At 69.7% G+C, this 16,430-nt stretch carries 13 protein-coding genes and 1 tRNA gene; 9 read left to right on the top strand and 5 right to left on the bottom strand.

Annotated elements, in window-relative coordinates; genetic code table 11:
* Positions 1 to 77: 77 nt before the first annotated feature.
* The 4 genes from metG to LXX_RS08605 are packed head-to-tail and all read left to right on the top strand — an operon-like array spanning position 78 to position 4,450.
* On the top strand, positions 78 to 1,667 hold the full coding sequence (gene metG, locus LXX_RS08620; protein ID WP_011186495.1) for a methionine--tRNA ligase: 1,590 nt from the start codon (positions 78 to 80) through the stop codon (positions 1,665 to 1,667).
* Positions 1,664 to 2,605 (top strand): TatD family hydrolase, encoded by a 942-nt coding sequence (locus LXX_RS08615; protein ID WP_011186494.1) that lies wholly within the window; start codon positions 1,664 to 1,666, stop codon positions 2,603 to 2,605. The genes metG and LXX_RS08615 overlap by 4 nt, the downstream gene beginning before the upstream one ends.
* Positions 2,602 to 3,444 carry a 16S rRNA (adenine(1518)-N(6)/adenine(1519)-N(6))-dimethyltransferase RsmA gene (gene rsmA / locus LXX_RS08610; protein WP_011186493.1) on the top strand — a complete coding sequence of 281 codons (843 nt, stop codon included), beginning with the start codon at positions 2,602 to 2,604 and terminating at the stop codon, positions 3,442 to 3,444. Before LXX_RS08615 ends, rsmA begins: the two co-directional genes overlap by 4 nt.
* A 58-nt stretch (positions 3,445 to 3,502) precedes the next feature.
* Entirely contained in the window at positions 3,503 to 4,450 is a 948-nt protein-coding gene (locus LXX_RS08605; protein WP_041767648.1) for a 4-(cytidine 5'-diphospho)-2-C-methyl-D-erythritol kinase, read from the top strand.
* Positions 4,451 to 4,741: 291 nt separating this feature from the next.
* Here the strand turns inward: LXX_RS08605 and LXX_RS08600 are convergent, their stop codons facing one another.
* The 3 genes from LXX_RS08600 to LXX_RS08590 all read right to left on the bottom strand — a co-directional run bounded on the left by LXX_RS08600 (position 4,742) and on the right by LXX_RS08590 (position 9,762).
* A complete protein-coding gene (locus tag LXX_RS08600; protein ID WP_011186491.1) occupies positions 4,742 to 6,562 on the bottom strand; it encodes an ABC-F family ATP-binding cassette domain-containing protein in 1,821 nt (606 codons plus the stop codon).
* Between the two features lie 97 nt (positions 6,563 to 6,659).
* Positions 6,660 to 9,161: a glycosyltransferase gene (locus LXX_RS08595; RefSeq protein ID WP_011186490.1), complete on the bottom strand. Its 2,502-nt coding sequence runs from the start codon at positions 9,159 to 9,161 to the stop codon at positions 6,660 to 6,662.
* A gap of 82 nt (positions 9,162 to 9,243) precedes the next feature.
* Positions 9,244 to 9,762 (bottom strand): MarR family winged helix-turn-helix transcriptional regulator, encoded by a 519-nt coding sequence (locus LXX_RS08590; RefSeq protein WP_011186489.1) that lies wholly within the window; start codon positions 9,760 to 9,762, stop codon positions 9,244 to 9,246.
* A gap of 65 nt (positions 9,763 to 9,827) precedes the next feature.
* On the opposite strand from LXX_RS08590, the gene LXX_RS08585 reads away from it, so the two are divergent.
* The 5 genes from LXX_RS08585 to LXX_RS08565 all read left to right on the top strand — a co-directional run bounded on the left by LXX_RS08585 (position 9,828) and on the right by LXX_RS08565 (position 14,423).
* Positions 9,828 to 9,902 (top strand) — tRNA-Gln (locus LXX_RS08585).
* A gap of 39 nt (positions 9,903 to 9,941) precedes the next feature.
* Positions 9,942 to 11,402, top strand: a complete 1,461-nt coding sequence (gene glmU, locus LXX_RS08580) for a bifunctional UDP-N-acetylglucosamine diphosphorylase/glucosamine-1-phosphate N-acetyltransferase GlmU (RefSeq protein WP_041767647.1) — start codon at positions 9,942 to 9,944, stop codon at positions 11,400 to 11,402.
* Positions 11,403 to 12,380 (top strand): ribose-phosphate diphosphokinase, encoded by a 978-nt coding sequence (locus tag LXX_RS08575; protein ID WP_011186487.1) that lies wholly within the window; start codon positions 11,403 to 11,405, stop codon positions 12,378 to 12,380.
* Positions 12,381 to 12,522: 142 nt separating this feature from the next.
* Positions 12,523 to 13,785, top strand: coding sequence for a sugar ABC transporter substrate-binding protein (locus tag LXX_RS08570; RefSeq protein ID WP_011186486.1), 1,263 nt, complete (start codon positions 12,523 to 12,525; stop codon positions 13,783 to 13,785).
* Between the two features lie 5 nt (positions 13,786 to 13,790).
* Positions 13,791 to 14,423 (top strand): GNAT family N-acetyltransferase, encoded by a 633-nt coding sequence (locus LXX_RS08565; RefSeq protein ID WP_011186485.1) that lies wholly within the window; start codon positions 13,791 to 13,793, stop codon positions 14,421 to 14,423.
* 18 nt (positions 14,424 to 14,441) lie between these two features.
* On the opposite strand, the gene LXX_RS08560 is transcribed toward LXX_RS08565, so the two are convergent.
* Together LXX_RS08560 and gndA are read right to left on the bottom strand one after the other, a co-directional pair.
* A complete protein-coding gene (locus LXX_RS08560; protein WP_011186484.1) occupies positions 14,442 to 14,789 on the bottom strand; it encodes a hypothetical protein in 348 nt (115 codons plus the stop codon).
* A gap of 105 nt (positions 14,790 to 14,894) precedes the next feature.
* Entirely contained in the window at positions 14,895 to 16,304 is a 1,410-nt protein-coding gene (gndA, locus tag LXX_RS08555; RefSeq protein ID WP_050738000.1) for an NADP-dependent phosphogluconate dehydrogenase, read from the bottom strand.
* Positions 16,305 to 16,430 lie beyond the last annotated feature (126 nt).

Genomic DNA, 16,430 nt, shown 5'->3' with positions numbered 1-16,430 from the left:
TGAATGAGCGAGGAAGCGATGGCCGGGGCGACAGGGGCCGGGATGGTAGGGGGCGGGGCGACCGTAGGATAGTCAGCATGTCCGACGGCTCTTCGTTCTACATCACCACGCCGATCTTCTACGTGAACGATGTCCCGCACATCGGGCACGCCTACACGGAGGTCGCCGCGGACGTGCTCGCGCGCTGGCGCCGCCAGGCGGGCGACGACACCTGGCTGCTGACGGGGACCGATGAGCACGGGCAGAAGATCCTGCGCACCGCGACCGCGAACGGGACCACGCCGAAGGAGTGGGCCGACCGGCTGGTCCGGGACGAGTGGCTGCCTCTGCTGACGACCGTGGACATCGCGAATGACGATTTCATCCGCACCACCGACGAACGGCACGAGAAGAACGTGCAGAAGTTCTTGCAGAAGCTCTACGACGACGGCTTCATCTACGCCGGTGAGTACGAGGCGCTCTACTGCGTCGGTTGCGAGGAGTTCAAGCCGCAGAGCGAGATCGTCGACGGCACGGGGGAGTATGCGGACCAGAAAGTCTGCGCCATCCACTCGAAGCCGCTGGAACTGCTGCAGGAGAAGAACTACTTCTTCCGGATGAGCGACTTCGCCGAGAAGCTGCTGGCGCTCTATGAGGAGCGGCCGGACTTCGTGCAGCCGGAGTCGGCCCGCAATGAGGTGGTCAGCTTCGTGCGGCAGGGACTGTCCGACCTGTCCATCTCGCGGTCGAGCTTCGACTGGGGCATCAAGGTGCCGTGGGACGAGTCCCACGTCGTCTATGTGTGGTTCGATGCGTTGCTCAACTACATCACTGCGGTTGGCTACGGGCAAGACGAGGAGGCGTTCGAGCGGCGCTGGCCGGCGACGCACCTGGTCGGCAAGGATATCCTGCGCTTCCACGCCGTCATCTGGCCGGCGATGCTGCTCGCGGCGGGTCTGGAGGTGCCGCACCGCGTGTTCGGGCACGGCTGGCTGCTCGTCGGCGGCGAGAAGATGTCGAAGTCGAAGCTGACCGGCATCGCGCCGACGCAGATCACGGACACCTTCGGCTCGGACGCGTTCCGCTACTACTTCCTGCGTGCCATCAACTTCGGTCAGGACGGCTCGTTCAGCTGGGAGGACCTGTCGGCCCGTTACCAGGCCGAGCTGGCCAACGGCTTCGGCAACCTCGCCTCGCGCGTCGTCGCGATGGTCATGCGCTATTTCGGTGGCGAGGTCCCGGCCGCCGGCGAGTTCCGGGAGGCCGATCTCGAGGTTCAGCGCGTCGTCGCGCAGGCCGCCGCTGACGCCGATGCCGCGATGGCGCGCCTCGCCATCCACGATGGCATCGCCGCTGTCTGGACGATCGTCGACCAGCTCAACGGGTACATCACCGAGCAGGAGCCGTGGGCGCTCGCCAAGGACGAGGCGAAGCGCGAGCGGCTCCAGACCGTGCTCTACACGGCGGTGGAGGGCCTGCGCGCGCTCGCCGTGCTGCTCTCGCCGGTCATTCCGAAGGCGACGGCGGCACTGTGGACCGCGCTGGGTGTGGAGGGCGAGCTGGGCGGCCTGGATGCGCAACGGCTCCGCAGCGCAGGGGACTGGGGACAGGTCCCCGCCGGCACCGCGGTCAACGGCCTTGAGGCGCTGTTCCCCCGCATCGAGACGGACACGGCGCTGGGAGCATGACGGATCCGGCGTTCCTCCGGCCGAGGGGCCCGGCCGACGGCCCTGACCGCAGCACCTACCCTCCGCTCCCCGAGGCGCTGGTCGTCCCGGTCTACGACAACCACACGCACCTGGAGATCGTCTCTGGCGCAGACGGGACGGAGCCGCTGGACTACCGCGAGCACCTCGACCGGGCCTCGAGCGTCGGCGTCCGCGGGGTCGTGCAGGTCGGGACGGATGTGGAGACCTCGCGCTGGTCCGCCGAGACGGCCGCCGTCGAGCCCCGGATGCTCGCCGCTGTCGCCCTCCACCCCAACGACGCCCCCGACTACGCGGAGCGCGGTGAGCTGGACGACGCCCTCGCCGCGATCGCGGAGCTCGCGACCCGCCCGCGGGTGCGGGCGGTCGGGGAGACGGGCCTCGACTTCTTCCGCACCGAGGCGGGCTCGCTCCGGGACGCGCAGGTCGCCGCCTTCGAGGCGCACATCGAGATCGCCAAGCAGAACGGCCTCGCCCTCCAGATCCACGACCGGGACGCGCACGCTGCCGTCGTCGCGACCCTGAAACGTGTCGGTGCGCCCGCTCGCACGGTCTTCCACTGTTTCTCGGGGGACGCCGAGCTCGCGAACCTCTGCGCCGAGAACGGCTGGTACATGTCTTTCTCGGGCACGGTCACGTTCAAGAACGCGCCGAATCTGCGCACGGCTCTGCGCGCGGCTCCGCGGGATTTGATCATGGTGGAGACGGACGCCCCCTATCTCACGCCGGCGCCGTTCCGCGGCCGGCCGAACGCGCCCTACCTCATCCCGCACACCGTGCGCGCGATGGCGGAGACGATCGGCGCCGACACCGCCACGGTCGCGGCCCAGATCGCCTCGAACACCGAGCTCGTTTACGGCCGCTGGGACAGCGATCCGGTCGCGCCGCCGCCCGCTACGCCCATCGGGATCATCGCGTGAACGAGCTGCGACTGCTCGGACCCGCCGAGATCCGCGACCTGGCCGAGCTGATCGGTGTGGCGCCGACGAAGAGGCTCGGGCAGAACTTCGTCATCGATGCCAACACAGTCCGCCGCATCGTCCGCGTCGCCGGCGTCGAGGCGGGGGAGGTCGTGGTCGAGGTGGGGCCCGGCCTCGGCTCCCTCACCCTCGGCCTCCTGGAGGCCGGAGCGCGCGTCGTCGCCGTCGAGATCGATGGCCGCCTGGCCGAGCGGCTCCCGCTCACCGTCGCGCAGCTCGCGCCGGAGGCCGCGGGCCGGCTGACCGTCGTCCACAGCGACGCGCTCGCGGTGACGGAGCTGCCGGAGCGGCCCGGCCGGCTCGTCGCGAATCTCCCGTACAACGTCTCGGTGCCCGTGCTGCTGCACCTGCTGGAGCGTGTCCCGTCGCTGCGCTCCGGTGTCGTCATGGTTCAGGCGGAGGTGGGTCAGCGTATCGCGGCCGGGCCGGGCTCGAAGGTCTACGGCGCCCCGAGCGTCAAAGCCGCGTGGTACGGCGTCTGGCGCACCGCGGGCACGGTCAGCCGGCAGATCTTCTGGCCGGTTCCGAATGTCGACTCCATCCTGGTCGGTTTCGAGCGCCACGCGACCGAACCGGGCGACGACGAGCTGCGGAAGCGGACGTTCGCCCTGGTGGACGCCGCGTTCCAGCAGCGCAGGAAGACCCTCCGCCAGTCCCTCGCCCCCGTCTACGGCGACCCTGCCGCAGCCGGCGCGGCGCTGGAGGCGGCCGGGGTCGCCCCGAGACGCCGCGGCGAACAGCTCACCCTCGCCGACTTCGTGCGGCTCGCTGCGCGCTGAGGCCCTCGCCAGCACGGGGGCGTCCTCGCCTCCCTGAGAAGCTGTGTAGGTTTGAGTCATGGTCGACGTGGGCGCCCGGTGGGATGTGGATGCGGTGCATGTTCGCGCACCCGGCAAGGTCAATGTCTTCATGCGCGTCGGCCCGCTCCGCCACGATGGCTACCACGATGTCGCGACCGCCTATCAGGCGCTCTCGCTCTACGAGGATGTGCGCGCGTATCCCGCCGATGACATCTCGGTGACCTTCGCCGGCGGCAGCGTCGACACGTCGGCGCTCCCGACGGACGGCACGAATCTGGCTGTCAAGGCCGCGAAACTGCTCGCCAAGCGCACCGGGTTCACTGGTGGCGTGCGCCTGGAGATCGACAAGCGCGTCCCGATCGCCGGGGGGATGGGCGGCGGTTCGGCGGACGCCGCGGCCACTCTCGTCGCCTGTGATGCGCTGTGGGGCACCGAGCTCGGACGGGAGGAGCTGCTCGCGCTGGCTGCGCGGCTCGGCGCGGATGTCCCGTTCGCGCTCGTGGGCGGCACCGCGATCGGCACCGGTCGCGGTGACCGGCTGAGCCCGGCGCTGGCGACCGGCCAGTTCCACTGGGTGCTCGCGTTCGCGGAGGGCCAGCTCAGCACACCGACTGTCTACAGCGAGCTCGATCGGCACCGTGAGCGGCACGCGAGTGAGATCCCGCCCGCGCAGCGCGCACCCGGCGTCGACGCCGGGGTGCTGCAGGCGCTTCGCGCGGGGGATGCGGCGATGCTCGCGGAGGTGCTGTCGAACGACTTGCAGGCCCCGGCCATCCACCTGGCTCCGTCCATCGCCGAGGTGCTCGAACTCGGCGAGCTGAACGGCGCTCTCGCGGGGATCGTGTCGGGTTCCGGTCCCACTGTCGCCTTCCTCGCCGCGGATCTCGACAACGCGCTGGACGTGCAGATCGCGCTCAGCGCGGCCCGCGTGCGAGTGGTCCGGGCGACCGGCCCGGTTCACGGCGCCCGGGTCCTCTCGGACTGAGCCGGCTGTCCCGGCTGGTGTGCGGCAGAGGGCGGGAGCTTCCGGGGATGCCCGGACCCTCCGCACATTCGGGTGAGACGATTTCGTCGGGCCGGATTCGTTTCCGTGCGTCGAGGGCCGGGCATCCCCGGAAGCTCGCGGCCGATGCGGTTGTCCTCCAAACCGTGTCCGTCACCCGCACGCTCTTGTCCGCCCGCGCTGATCGGGAGGGAAGAAGCGAGCGGGCCGTCTCGGAAAGTACTCGCATATGCGCGGACGGCAGCGGGTTCGCTCCGTCTTGGGGGCGCGGGCTCACACCTGCTCCGACAGCTCTAGCCACCGCTCCTCAAGCTGCTCGGTCTCCCGTTCCAGCTCGCCGATCGCCGTCAGCTCCTCGCCCAGCCCCACGTAGTCCGACTGGTCGCGTTCGGCGAGCGCTGTGCGTTTCGCGTCGATTCGGCCGGTGAGCTTGGAGAGGCGGCGTTCGATCGAGGCGAGCTCCTTCTGAGCCGCCCGCAGCTCGCCGCCGCTGAGCGCCGGGGCGGCTGTCGTGGCGGCGGCAGGTGCGGGGCCTGAGCCCCCGGCGGGTGCGGACGCTCGCGCGGCGTCCCGGCGCTGCTGGTTCTTCCGCAGCCGCAGGTACTCGTCCACCCCGCCCGGCAGGTGCCGCAGCCGCCGGTCCAGGATCGCGAACTGCTGGTCTGTCACCCGCTCCAGGAAGTACCGGTCGTGCGAGACCACGATCAGCGTCCCCGCCCAGGAGTCGAGCAGATCCTCGACCGCGGCGAGCATGTCGGTGTCCAGGTCGTTGGTGGGCTCGTCCAGGATGAGGACGTTCGGCTGGTCGATCAGGATGAGGAGGAGCTGGAGGCGGCGCTGCTGTCCGCCGGAGAGATCCTTCACCGGGGTGGAGAGCTGCGCGGAGGCGAAGCCCATCCGCTCCAGCAGCTGGCCCGGAGTGATCTCCTGGGCCTTCGAGTCGCTGCCGAGGGTGTAGCTGGTGCGCAGGCCCGAGACGACCACGCGCACCGGGTCGTCGCGGTGCTGGTCGAGTTCGTCCATCCGCTGCGTGAGGGTTGCGACGCGGACCGTCTTGCTCCGCTTCACGCGACCGGAGGTGGGCTCGACCGTCCCCGCCACGAGGCCCAGCAGCGTCGATTTGCCGGCCCCGTTGACGCCCAGGACGCCGGTGCGCTCGCCCGGGGCGATCCGCCACTCCACCTCGTGCAGGATCTCGCGGTCCCCGTAGCCGGCCGAGGCGCCCAGGATGTCGACCACGTCTTTGCCGAGCCGGGAGACAGCGAGCGACTGGAGTGAGACCCGGTCGCGGATCTCGGGGACGTCGGCGATGAGCGCGTTGGCCGCGTCGATGCGGAACTTCGGCTTCGATGTGCGGGCGGGAGCGCCGCGGCGCAGCCACGCCAGCTCCTTCCGCGCGATGTTCTGCCTCCGGGCCTCGATCGCCGCCGCCTGGCGGTCGCGCTCGACGCGCTGCAGGATGTAGGCGGCGTAGCCGCCCTCGAACGGCTCCACGATCCGGTCGTGTACCTCCCACGTCGCCGTACACACCTCGTCCAGGAACCACCGATCGTGCGTCACGACCAGCAGCCCGCCCGCGGTGGCCGTCCAGCGCCGCTTCAGGTGCTCGGCCAGCCAGGCGATCGCCTCGACATCGAGGTGGTTGGTGGGCTCGTCCAGAGCCAGCACATCCCAGTCGCCCGTCAGTAGCTGGGCCAGGGCGACCCGGCGGCGCTGACCGCCGGAGAGGCTGCTCAGCCGCGCCTCCCACGGCAGGTCGCCGAGCAGACCGGCGATCACGTCCCGCACCCGAGCGTCGCCCGCCCACTCGTGCTCGGGTGCGTCGCCGACCACAGCGTGCCCGATCGTCTCGTCGTCCGCGAGCGTGTCCGCCTGGTCGAGCACGCCGATCCGGACACCGCCGCGCACCGTCACCCGGCCGGAGTCTGGCGGGATGCGGCCCGACAGCATCCCGAGGAGGCTCGATTTGCCGTCGCCGTTGCGGCCGACGATGCCGATACGGTCGCCCTCGTCGACCCCGAGCGAAACCGAGTCGAAGACAACGCGGGTGGGAAACTCAAGATGCAGGGACTCCGCCCCCAGAAGATGCGCCATATCCCCCTACACTAATCCCCCCTTCCCTCACTCATCGCTTTCTCCGTTTTTCCGGCCCCCACGCCGCCGCGGGCCGGAAAAACGGAGGAAGCGATGGCTAGCCGAGGGGGACGGCCCCGATGGCGGTGTAGAACTCGGCGACGGCCTTGCGGTTGTAGGCGGTGCCGTCGAAGTGGTTGGCGGGGACGTCGCCGGCGAGATACGCCCGGAGACCGCCGGCGACGCCCGCGTCCGTCTGCGGCACGACGAGTCCGCTCCCGGCCGGCAGCGCGTTCTTCGCGGAGGCGAACTCCACCGTCACGATCGGCAGGTCGAGGACGAGCGCTTCCAGGATCACCATCGGCTGGCCCTCGTAGTCGCTCGACAGCACGAAGCAGTCGGCCCTCGCCATGATCGCGTGCGGGTTGGGCTGCATCCCGGTCAGGAACACGGACCCGGCGAGCCCGCGCTCCACGATCAGCGCCTCCAGCTCGCCCGTGAGCGGACCCGAGCCCACGATCAGCAGCCGTGTCTTCGGGTTCTCCGCGTACACGTCCGCGAACGCCCGGATGAGGCGGGCCTGGTTCTTCTCCGGCGAGAGCCGTCCGACGTTAACGAAGGTCTTCACGCCGTCGTCCGCGAGCAGAGCCTCCGCCCAGTCCGGGACGCAGCCGGTCTCCTCGTCGACGGCGAGCTCGCGGAGGTCGGCGGCCGCGTTCTCCAGAATGTGATCGGCATCCACCGTGTTCAGCGCCGAGACGAACTTCTCCGGTGCGGCGTAGTCCGCCAGCGAGGCGCGGTTGATCTCCGAGAGGGTGGGCGAGACCGAGACCAGGTGGTCGTATTGGCTGTACAGCGTGAACAGCTCGGTGAGGCTGTGCAGCATCCGCTTCTCGCCGTGTACCTCGCGGTGCGCATCGGCCGCGAGGTCGTTGTGCAGCCAGATCGCTCGTTGCGCGTCGGGGGAGTGCAGGAGCAGGATGGCCCAGAATGGCCCGTAGCCGGAGAAATCGACCACGTAGCCGAAGCGGCTGTCTCCGAAGCAGCGATACCACTCGTCGTCCCACAGCTGGTTCTGCGCGATGTCCTCCGCGTGCCGTGCCGTGCGCCCGCGGCGGAAGTCGAGGTGTCGCTCGAGATGCAGCAGCTTCGTGCCGTTCATGCCGCCGACGCGCGGGAACTGGCGGACCGCCGGATGGATCTGCTGCTGCTTCCCGATGGCCGCCCGGTTGCGGCTCTGCGCGAAGAACGTGGAGACGTCGTAGCGGTCGTGGTCGATGTTGTTGAGCAGGTTCAGCGCTGAGGTGGTGATGCCGTTCGGCCGCATTCCGCCCAGGTACAGCAGGATCTTCTCGCGGCCGTCCTGGTCGAGGCCGGTGCGCAGCCGCAGACCCTCCCGGTTGCCGCGGAACACGAGGTCGATCACGCGCTTCGACGCCGATCCGTCCTCGTGCGGCGTGAAGCGCTGCTGCATCCCGCGGTAGCGTTCGCGCGCTGCGGCGGGAACGGCGTCCCCGTCGGCGGCGACGGCCTCGAGGGCGTCGCCCAGCTCGCGCGCCGACGCGAACACCGGCCCCGGCCACTCCTCCGGCTCGAAGTACAGGCCGCGGGCTTCGGCGTAGTCCGCGCGGTCGGGCGCGAAGAACAGGACCGGCCGCCCGGTCTGCAGGAAGTCGAAGAAGATGGAGGAGTAGTCGGAGATCAGGATGTCCGACGCGCCGAGCACCAGGTTGGTCGGGATCTCGTTCGGCACCAGTGCCCGTTGCAGCTCCGGCCGGCCCACGGCCAGCTTGTGGACGGTCTGGTGCGTCTTCAGCAGCACCGCGTAGCGGCTCGTGTCGATGCGCTCCTCGACCTGGGCGATATGTGCCATCAGCTCGTCCAGGTCGTCCTCTGGGCGGCCGAAGCTCGTGCCCTTCCACGTCGGCGCGTACAGCACGATCTTGCGATCCCCGAGCGGGATCCCGCTCGCCGTCAGACGCTGGCGCACCTCCTCGCGGCCGGCCTCGTCCAGGAACTGCCGGTCGATGCGGGGGTAGCCCTCCTCGACCAGCGTCCCCCGGTAGATCCCGGTCAGCTTGTAAGCCCTCTCGTACATCTGCTCGGCCATGAACGCGTTCGCGGCGAGGAGGTAGTCGGCCTGGACGAAGTTCCGGACGATGTTGGCCGTGGCCAGGGCGCCGTTCTCGATGTCGTAGCCCATTCGTTTCAGCGGCGTCCCGTGCCAGGTGTTCAGGTAGACCTGGCTGGGACGTTTGGAGAAGTCCGGCGGGAACGTCGCATTGTTGATGAGGTACTGGCTGGTTGCGAGCGCGCGATAGTAGGCCGCCGACCCGGAGCGCACGAAGCTGACCCGGGGGTCGCCGGCGAACTCCGCGACCGTGGCACTGTACTGCTTCAGGTCGGAGAGGGCCCAGATGTGCGTCAGGTGCGTCAGGTCCGGCGCGGCCAGCAGCTCGCGGAACAGCGCCTCCGGGTTGTCCAGCATCCCGTTCCCGGAGAAGGACTCGTAGAACACCGAGCCGAGGGCGATCGGCTGCCGCCGCCAGTGCGCGTGGACCTCGAAGCGTGCGGCGCGCTTGAGCCGGGAGGGCAGGCGCTTCAGGCGGGAGAATTTCATCGGGAGCCGAGTCTATGAGCGGGGGATAACAGTCTCCTGGGAGCCCGGGAGAAGCGAGGCCGGGCAGACACGGGCGCCGGGTTCACGCCCCCGTGTCGAACCCCAGGCTCAGCTTCCGCAGCAGCCCCGCCAGCCGCTCTTGCTCCACCCCCGACAGCCCTTTCAGCAGTTCGGCCTCCGCGTCCACCAGCCGGGCGATCGCCGTGTCCACCCGCGCCAGTCCCTGCTCCGTCATCTGCGCCAGGATGCCGCGTCCGTCGTTCGGGTCGGTGCGGCGCTCGACCAGCCCGCGCTCGGCCAGCCGGTCGATGCGGTTGGTCATGGTGCCGCTGGAGACCAGCGTCTCCCGGAGCAGTGCCTTCGGGCTCAACTGGTAGGGCGAGCCGGCGCGGCGGAGGGCGGAGAGCACGTCGAACTCCCAGGAGTCGAGGTCCGAGCGCTCGAACGCGCTCCGGCGGGCCCGGTTGAGATGCCGGGAGAGGCGGGCGACGCGGCTGAGGACTTGCAGCGGGGAGAAATCGAGGTCGCTGCGCTCGCGCAGCCAGGCGTCGACGATGCGATCGACGTCATCGCGCGGGATTCCGTCTCGTGCCTCCGCCATCCCTCCATGCTATTCGGCGTCGCCGGGGATGCCGGTCTGGCAGACTGGGTGTGCGCGTCGCGCGTTCCGCCTTGGTGTAATGGCAGCACGACAGCCTTTGGAGCTGTGAGGTCCAGGTTCGAGTCCTGGAGGCGGAGCCATCTGCGACCTGTCTGTCCGACCGAATGCCCCGGAGAATCATGACCGACCAGAATCTCGCCATCGTCGTGCTCGCGGCGGGGCAGGGGACGCGGATGAAGTCCGCCACGCCCAAACTCCTGCACCCGCTCGGCGGTATCCCCGTCATCGCCCATGTGCTGGAGACCGCTCGGGCGCTGGAGGCCGCCGAGGTCGTGGCCGTCGTACGGCACGAGCGCGACCGTCTGGCCGAGGTGATCGGCGTGGAGCTGCCCGAGGCGGTCATCGTGGACCAGGACGAGGTCCCCGGCACCGGGCGCGCGGTCGAGCAGGCCGTCGCGGCGCTGCCGGCGGACTTCTCCGGCGACGTGCTGGTGGTGAACGGCGATGTCCCGTTGCTGGACGCAGGGACGCTGCGCGAGCTGATCGCGGCACACCGGGCGGGCGGCTCGGCCGCGACCATCCTGTCCGCGTTCCCGGCGGTCGCCGCCGGCTACGGCCGCATCGTGCGCACCTCCACCGGGCGCCTCGACCGGATCGTGGAGCACAAGGACGCGACCGAGGCCGAGCGCGCGATCGGCGAGATCAACGCGGGCATCTACGTGTTCGGCGCCGCGGCGCTGCGCGACAAGCTCGCGGCGATCACCACCGACAATGCGCAGGGCGAGAAGTACATCACCGATGTGATCGGGCTGTTGCGCGAGTCCGGTTTCGATGTGGATGCGCTGCCCGTCTCCGACTCGTGGCTGGTCGATGGCATCAATGACCGCGCGCAGCTCAGCGAGGCAGCAGCGAAGCTCAACGCCCTGACCGTGCGCGCCTGGCAGCTCGCCGGGGTGACCGTGCAGGACCCGGCGACCACGTGGATCGACGTGAGGGTGAGGCTGGCCCCGGATGTGACCCTCCTGCCCGGCACGCAGCTGCGCGGGGCGACCGCCGTCGAGACGGGGGCGACGATCGGCCCCGACACCACCCTGCTCGACACCGAGGTCGGCGCGGGCGCGACCGTGAAGCGCACCGACGCCACGCTCGCCGTGATCGGCGCCGCCGCCACGGTCGGGCCGTTCGCGTACCTGCGCCCGGGGACCGTGCTCGGCGCGGACGGGAAGATCGGGACGTTCGTGGAGACCAAGAACGCTGTCATCGGCGCGGGCGCCAAACTCGCCCATTTCAACTACGTCGGCGACGCCGAGGTCGGGGAGAAGTCCAACCTCGGCGCGGGCGTCATCACGGCGAACTACGATGGCGTGAACAAGCACCGCACCGAGATCGGGTCGCACGTCCGGGTCGCCACGAACACAGTGTTCGTCGCGCCCGTTAGGATGGGCGACGGAGCGTACACCGGGGCGGGGACGGTGGTCCGCAAGGATGTGCCGGCGGGTTCCCTCGCCGTCACCGTCGCGCCGCAACGGAACATCGAAGGCTGGGTCGCTCAGAGGCGGCCGGGCACAGACGCCGCCAGGGCCGCCCAACGGAACGGGGCCGCTGAGGCCAGCAATGCTGCGGAAGAGAGCGGAGAGTAAGTGTCAGGGATCACTGCCACCGGCCAGAAACGACTCGTTCTGATCTCGGGGCGCGCTCATCCCGAACTAGCGCAGCAGATCGCCGCCTGCCTCGGCAGCGAGCTGGTCCCGACGGACGCCCGCACCTTCGCCAACGGCGAGATCTACGCGCGGTTCGACGAGAGCGTCCGCGGCTCCGACGCCTTCATCATCCAGTCGCACACCTCCCCGATCAACGAGTGGCTCATGGAGCAGCTGATCATGGTGGATGCGCTCAAGCGCGCCTCGGCCAAGCGGATCACTGTGGTCGCCCCCTTCTACCCCTACGCCCGCCAAGACAAGAAGGGCCGCGGCCGCGAGCCGATCTCGGCGCGCCTGGTGGCCGACCTGTTCAAGGCCGCGGGAGCCGACCGCATTATGTCCGTCGACCTCCACGCCGCGCAGATCCAGGGCTTCTTCGACGGTCCGGTCGACCACCTGTTCGCCATGCCGGTGCTGCTCGAGCACATGCGCCGCGAGCTCGACCCGTCCACGCTGACCGTCGTCTCGCCCGATATGGGCCGCGTGCGCGTGGCCGACATCTGGAGCGACAAGCTGGGCGTCCCGCTCGCGATCATCCACAAGCGCCGCGATCCGCTGGTCCCCAACCAGGTCTCCGTGCATGAGATCGTCGGCGATGTGAGCGGCCGCGTCTGCCTGCTCGTGGACGACCTCATCGACACCGGCCGCACGATCGTCAAGGCGGCCGAGGCGCTCAAGGCCAGCGGCGCCACCGGCGTCGTCGTCGCCGCGACGCACGCTGTCTTCAGCGATCCGGCCGTCGAACTCCTCCAGTCGGAGTTCATCGACTCGGTCGTGGTCACCGACACGCTCCCCCTTCCCGAGCACAAACGCTGGGACAAGCTGACGGTCCTCCCGATCGCCCCCCTCCTCGCCGATGCGATCGAGCAGGTCTTCACCGATGGCTCGGTGACCTCGATGTTCGACGGCGCCGCATAGCCACCTCCGCTGCTGGTCCCGCCCCGCTCCGTTTGGTCGAGTTCGGCGGGGGAGCCTCATCTCCTATCCGGTGCGGCCGCAATGCGTGCAATGAGAAATACCAGCGTTGAGACGGTCGGTTCCGGACGCTAGCGTCGATGTCATGAGAATTCGTCGTCGTCTTTCCGTTCTCGCAGCGGCCGCAGCGGCCGCTCTCCTCGTGGGGTGTGCGACCGGTCCGACCTACGGCGAGAGCCGCGGCTCGATCACCGTCTGGCTGATGAAGGGCCCCCAGCCGCCGATGGAGGGCTTCTACGCAGACCTGGCGCGTGCGTTCGAGCGCAAGACCGGCGGCGCGACCGTGACGATCCAGGAGGTCGCCTGGGCGGATGCCAAGAACCGTTTCCAGACGGCCATCGCCGGTGGCACCACGCCGGGTTTCGCCGAGATCGGCAACACCTGGACACCGGAGTACGCCGACGCCGGCGTGCTGGTGCCGCTCACCGACCGGGTGCGGAAGGCCGGGATGGAGAAAGACATGGTCGCCGGGCTCCGCGAGTCTGGCGAACTCGACGGCGAGCTGTATGGGATGCCGTTCTACACGGCGATCCGCGCCTTGATGTACCGCACCGATATTCTGGAAGGGCTCGGCCTCTCGGCTCCGACCAGCTGGGATGAGCTGGTGACCGCAGCCGCGGCGATCACGGCGGCGCATCCCGGGCTGATCGCGTTCCCGGTGCCCGGGGACGCGGAGTTCTCCGCCTACCCGTGGGTGTGGGGCGCGGGAGGCGAGGTCGCGACGCAGGCGGCGGACGGAACCTGGACGAGCCGGCTTGACTCCACCGAGTCCCGCGAGGGGCTGCGGTTCTACACCGACCTGGCGCTGGCGCACGGCTTCTCCACCGCGGGCGCGGCCACCTGGAAGGAGACAGACGTGCTCGACCACTTCGCCCAGGGCGAGACGGCAATGGCCATCCAGGGTTCGTGGACCATCGGCAGCGTGACCTCCAAAACCCCCGGCCTCGCGGGTAAGATCGCGTCGGCGCCCATCCCCGGCAAGGACGGCGGATCGCATCTTTCGGTGTTTCGGACGACCAAGCACGAGGACCTGGCCTGGCAGTTCGTGGAGCTCCTGACGAGCGGAGAGTACGCCCAGAAGTTCGTGGAAGCAACCGGGTTCTTCCCCGCCCAGAACTCGGCGCTCCAGAAGACCGTCGCCGCCGACGATCCGGTCGTCGCCGGTTTCGCCGAGCAGCCGATCCACGGGGGAGCGGCCGTGCCGGTCGCACCGACCTTCAGAGCGGTGCAGGCGAAGCAGACGACTCAGAGCATGATGCAGGCGATCCTCTCGGGGCGGAAGTCCGTTGCCGATGCGACGGCGGATGCGGCGTCCGAGATGACCGGGCTGCTCAACGGCAAACGGTGACAGTCGTGAATGGCCTCCGTGTCGCCCCCTACCAGCCGGAGGAGGCCGCCGAGGCCGCTGCGATCGCCGAGATCTGCATCCGCACGGCATTGGCCGGAGAATCGGTGTCGGGGCTGTACCTCGAGCCTGCTCTCGTGCCCGAGGTGTTCGCGATGCCGTATCTCGTCCACGATCCGGCACTCGCCTTCGTCCTCCGCGACGAGGAGACCGAAGGAGAGCGCATCGTCGGGTATGTGCTGGCGACCGCCGATTCGAGGGTGTACGCCGACTGGTTCCGCGATGAGTGGTGGCCCTTGCGTCGCCGGCGGTACTTTCCGTCTGCGCGCGAGCATCCCGACGAGACCCGGATACGGGAGGCGGCCCAACATCCGCACGCCGCGCTTCCGCCGGTGGACGAACGGCGGCGCTTCCCCGCCCACCTGCACATCGATTTGCTCCCGTTGGCTCGTGGCCGCGGCGCGGGCCGGCAGCTGATGGCGGCGCTGTTCGGCGCACTCGGCGACCGCGGGGTTCCGGGCGTGCATCTGAACTACGGCGCCGGTAACCGGAACGCGGCGGCGTTCTACGCGCGGCTCGGGTTCACGTCCCTGCCCTCGGGCACGCCGGAGGCGCCGCGACTGGCGCGCGCGGTCCGGTGACGCCTCCGCTGCTCCGCGTCAGCCCAGCGAGTGCGGCGTCGAGGGGATGAGTCCCAGCGGCGCGACGAACCTCGCGTCCCCCTCGGTGTTCAGCGCGTAGCACTGCCATCCCGGTCCCACCGGGGCGAACAGCTCGAACCGTGCGGACGATCCGGCCGCATCCGGTGCGTAGCGCTCGGTGTACACCGCGCAGGTGTTCGTGGCTGTCTCCGTCTGGACGCTGATCGTCACCAGCACGCTCGGCAGCAGGAGTGCCGTCACCGCCACGCACACGAACGCGCGCGCGGCGATGGTCGCCCGGCGTCCGCGGAGCGGCCGATCGGACGGTTCGTACTCCACCAGCTCCGGGTGCTCCTCGAACGTCACGCTTCCGAGTCTGAGCCGGGTGGGGGCCGATTGCAAGCGAGAAGGACCCAGGGGTCAGTTCAGGTCAGTTCACGTGCCGGGGCCTTGAGCGCAGGGACGGTCTCGCTAGTGCGACGACCCTTCCGTCTCGATCTCGGTGCGGTCGCCCGACCACAGCGTGTGGAAGGTGCCGTCCTTGTCGACGCGCTTGTAGGTGTGGGCGCCGAAGAAGTCGCGCTGACCCTGCACGAGCGCGGCGGGGAGGCGTCCGGAGGCGAGCGAGTCGTAGTACGACAGCGCCGCGCCGAAGCCCGGGACCGGCACACCCGATAGAGCGGCGGTCGCGACGATCCGGCGCCAGGCGGCCTCGCCCTCGCGGAGGGCGTCGGCGAAGTAGGGGGCTTCGAGCAGGGTCGCGATGTCGGCGTTCTCTTCGTAGGCGTCGGCGATGCGGCCCAGGAACTGGGCGCGAATGATGCAGCCGCCGCGCCAGATCTTGGCGATCTTGTCTTTGTCGAGTTTCCAGCCGTACTTCTCGGCACCGGCGACGATGGCGTCGAAGCCCTGGGCGTAGGCGACGATCTTGGAGGCGTAGAGCGCCTTCGAGACGTCGTCGGCGAAGGCGGCCAGGTCTTCCGGTCTCTGCGCTTCGGGGCGCGAGGTGATGACGCGCTGCACGGCCGTGCGCTGAGCGGGCTTCGAGGAGACGGCGCGGGCGAAGACGGCCTCGGCGATGCCGCCGACCGGGATGCCGAGGTCGAGGGCGTTCTGGACCGTCCAGACACCGGTGCCCTTGGACCCGGCCTGGTCGAGCACGATGTCCACGAACGGCTTGCCGGTCTCCGCATCCACCTGGCGCAGGACCTTCGCCGTGATCTCGATGAGGTACGACTCCAGGGAGCCGGTGTTCCACTCCGCGAAGACGTCGGCGATGGCGGCCGGCTCAAGGCCGCCGACCATGCGGAGCAGGTCGTAGGCTTCGGCGATCAGCTGCATGTCGGCGTACTCGATGCCGTTGTGGATCATCTTGACGAAGTGCCCGGCGCCGTCCGTGCCGATGTGGGTCACGCACGGCTCGCCTTCGGCGATGGCGGCGATGGAGGCCAGGATGGGCCCGAGCGTCTTGTATGACTCGGCCGTGCCGCCCGGCATGATCGACGGCCCCTTGAGCGCGCCCTCCTCGCCGCCCGAGATCCCGGCGCCGACGAAGTGGACGCCCGTGGCCGAGACCCGCTTCTCCCGCTCGATCGTGTCGAGGAAGTTGGCGTTGCCGCCGTCCACGATGATGTCCCCCGGCTCGAACCGCTCGACCAGCTGGTCGATCACGGCGTCCGTCCCCTTGCCCGCCTGCACCATGATGATCGCGGTGCGCGGCGTCGCCAGCGACGCAACGAAGTCGTCGATCGACTCCGAAGCGACGAAACCGGCTTCGGGATGCGCCCCCACGAGGTCCTCGGTGCGCGCGAAGGTGCGGTTGTAGACGGCGACCGTGTTGCCCTCGCGCGAGGCGAGGTTGCGGGCGAGGTTGGACCCCATCACCGCCAGGCCGACGACTCCGATGTTGGCCTGGGCATCGTTTTCGGGCACGGAGGACTCCTTATGCGTTGAGCGTCTTTGCTCCAGCGTAGCCTGCGGGCGGGAGCGGGGGCCGCTGTGTGACGG

The sequence above is a fragment of the Leifsonia xyli subsp. xyli str. CTCB07 genome (assembly GCF_000007665.1).
Lineage (GTDB): Bacteria > Actinomycetota > Actinomycetes > Actinomycetales > Microbacteriaceae > Leifsonia > Leifsonia xyli_C.
Note: the sequence above shows the minus strand (reverse complement) of the source record. Positions and strands in the feature narration are given on the sequence as shown.

Bases quoted from the DNA above. Each gene is read 5' to 3' on its own strand.
- metG (WP_011186495.1), top strand. From the start codon at position 78: ATGTCCGACGGCTCTTCGTTCTACATCACCACGCCGATCTTCTACGTG.
- LXX_RS08615 (WP_011186494.1), top strand. From the start codon at position 1,664: ATGACGGATCCGGCGTTCCTCCGGCCGAGGGGCCCGGCCGACGGCCCT.
- LXX_RS08605 (WP_041767648.1), top strand. From the start codon at position 3,503: ATGGTCGACGTGGGCGCCCGGTGGGATGTGGATGCGGTGCATGTTCGC.
- LXX_RS08600 (WP_011186491.1), bottom strand. From the start codon at position 6,562: ATGGCGCATCTTCTGGGGGCGGAGTCCCTGCATCTTGAGTTTCCCACC.
- LXX_RS08595 (WP_011186490.1), bottom strand. From the start codon at position 9,161: ATGAAATTCTCCCGCCTGAAGCGCCTGCCCTCCCGGCTCAAGCGCGCC.
- LXX_RS08590 (WP_011186489.1), bottom strand. From the start codon at position 9,762: ATGGCGGAGGCACGAGACGGAATCCCGCGCGATGACGTCGATCGCATC.
- glmU (WP_041767647.1), top strand. From the start codon at position 9,942: ATGACCGACCAGAATCTCGCCATCGTCGTGCTCGCGGCGGGGCAGGGG.
- LXX_RS08570 (WP_011186486.1), top strand. From the start codon at position 12,523: ATGAGAATTCGTCGTCGTCTTTCCGTTCTCGCAGCGGCCGCAGCGGCC.
- gndA (WP_050738000.1), bottom strand. From the start codon at position 16,304: ATGGGGTCCAACCTCGCCCGCAACCTCGCCTCGCGCGAGGGCAACACG.